This window comes from Flavobacterium sp. (genome assembly GCF_035760125.1).
In the GTDB taxonomy this organism is placed as follows: Bacteria; Bacteroidota; Bacteroidia; order Flavobacteriales; family Flavobacteriaceae; genus Flavobacterium.
In genome coordinates, this window is record NZ_DASTTN010000097.1 from 1 (window position 1) to 2,629 (window position 2,629).

The 2,629-nt window shown below is 33.7% G+C and carries 2 protein-coding genes; both read left to right on the top strand.

Going from position 1 to position 2,629, the window contains the following annotated elements:
- Nucleotides 1-1,914: M1 family metallopeptidase (locus VFS71_RS03940; RefSeq protein WP_326399499.1), on the top strand; the 1,914-nt coding region annotated here is incomplete at its 5' end.
- 20 nt (nt 1,915-1,934) lie between these two features.
- Nucleotides 1,935-2,629: DUF5077 domain-containing protein (locus VFS71_RS03945; RefSeq protein ID WP_326399500.1), on the top strand; the 695-nt coding region annotated here is incomplete at its 3' end.

Below are 2,629 nucleotides of genomic sequence, written 5' to 3' on the forward strand. Positions count from 1 at the left end.
AAAGAAATTGCAATAATGGAAGGAACAAAAAAAGTTCCTTTAAAATATACTTACGACACAGAGCAGCTTTTTATTACCCTAAACAGGAAATATAAAAACACGGAGAAATACACTATTTACATTGATTATACTTCAAAACCAGATGAGTTAAAAGCAAAAGGGAGTGCGGCAATTACTAATGCAAAAGGATTGTATTTTATAAACCCAGACGGAAAAGAAGATAAACCAATTGAAATATGGACACAAGGTGAAACAGAGGCATCATCTGCTTGGTTTCCTACTATTGATAAGCCAAATCAAAAAACAACATCGGAGATTTCGATGACAGTGGATGCTAAATACACAACCTTATCAAATGGAAAATTAGTTGCCCAAAAAGCCAACAAAAATGGTACTCGTACGGATACTTGGAAGATGGATGTGCCTAATGCTCCTTACTTATTTATGATGGCTGTTGGAGATTTTAAAATATTTAAAGATTCATATAATGGGAAAGAAGTTAGTTATTATTTAGAGCCAAAGTATGCGCCTTATGCCAAACAGATTTTTGGGAAGACACCGGATATGATGAATTTTTATAGTAAAATGTTGGGAGTTGAATATCCATGGGTCAAATACGCTCAGGTTGTAGCCAGGGATTACGTTTCTGGCGCAATGGAAAATACATCGGCGACTTTGCATGGTGCATATGTTCAAAAAACAGAAAGAGAATTGCTGGATGAAAATGAAGAAAGTACTATTGCACATGAACTTTTTCATCAATGGTTTGGAGACTACGTAACTGCTGAATCTTGGTCTAATTTAACGATGAACGAATCTTTTGCAACTTTTGGAGAAGTGCTTTGGCATGGACATGACGCTGGACAAGATGCAGAAGACAGATCACGTTATGAAAAACTGCAAAATTATTTGGGCTCCAGCAAAAATGGAATGAGCCCAGTTTTGGCCCGTTTTCATTACAACGATAAAGAAGATATGTTTGACAATATTAGCTATTCAAAAGGATCTATAATCTTGTATGCTGCAAAAAATCAAATGGGTGATGAAGCTTTCTTCAAGTCATTAAATCGTTATTTGACAACTAATGCTTTTAAGAGCGGAGAAACACATCAGTTGCGCTTGGCAATGGAGGATGTGACCGGAAAAGATTGGAGTCCTTATTTTAACCAATGGTACTATCAGGGAGGTAATCCGATTTTAGAAATTAAATATGGTTATGCTAATGGAAAAGCTACTATTTCTGTAAAACAAACACAGGATAGTTCGGTACAATTGTTTAGCCTGCCACTAAAAGTTGATTTTTATGTAAATGGAAATAAAATAAGAAAGAATATTTTAATTGAAAATAGAGAGCAAATTTTCAGTTTTGATGTATCAGCTAAACCTGATTTTGTAGATATGGATGCTGATAAAATTTTGGTTGGCCAAATTATAGAAAACAAGAAAGCAGAAGATTATTTATACCAATATAAAAATGTTCCATCGTATTTCAACAGAATTGAAGCAATAAAATTTGCTGTAAAAGATAAAAGTCATACTGCTCAACTTATAGTATTGGCAGGTTTAGGTGATAAACAAGATGATTTAAGAACACTTAGTATTAAAGGATTGGATTTAAACGATAGTCAAACTAAAGATGCTGCATTGAAAAGCTTACTGGAAATAGCCAAAAATGATAAGAATACAGGAGTTAGAGCTGCAGCAATTTTGAAATTGGCATCTACAGGTGATATTGCTTATAAAGGTTTAATGAGTGAAAGTGTCAAAGAACAATCTTATAAAGTGATTGCTGCAGGCGTAATAGGACTTAATAAATTTTCACCCGAAGAAGGAAATAAAGTTTTATCATCATTGGACGATGACACCAAAAAACACATTTCTCCATTGATGAAAAAATTTGAGAATCAAAAATAGTTCGCAAAAACCTAATCAAAATGAAATATTCAAAAGTTGTTTTTTCTTTCTTTTCTGTGATGCTTGTTAGCCTTGTATCGACGGCTCAAAATTCAAAAATTGAATTATCATTACCCCTTGGAGGAAATGCATTCAGTTCTTTACATCTTGAAGAAAATCCGACAATTACTAATAACGGAATAGAAAACTGGACTAATCCCAAAGAGTATTTTACAGCATATTTCCGAATTTCAAAACCTGGAACATTTACAATTGCTACAGATGAATTGGTTGCTGTTTCTGGAAAATCAGTTTTAGAATTTATTATCAATAATACATCCAAAAGAGTTACATACGACGAAACAAAAAAACAGTCTCTAATTGTTGGAAATTGGAAAATCTCGGATACAGGTTATGTTGCCATAAAAATAAAAGGAATAAGCAAGACGGCAAATGCTTTTCCTTCTATTCCGATATTAACAATTAGGAGTACTGATTTCAATGGAAAAATTGCACTAGTTCCTAATAATGAAGGCAATTTTTATCATTGGGGCAGGCGCGGACCTTCGGTTCATTTAAATTACCAAGTGCCTGAAAATGTAAATGCCGAATGGTATTATAACGAAATTACTGTGCCAGTAGGTCAGGATATTATAGGCTCTTATTATATGGCAAACGGTTTTGGCGAAGGCTATTTTGGAATTCAGGTTAATTCTGATCATGAACGTAGAATTCT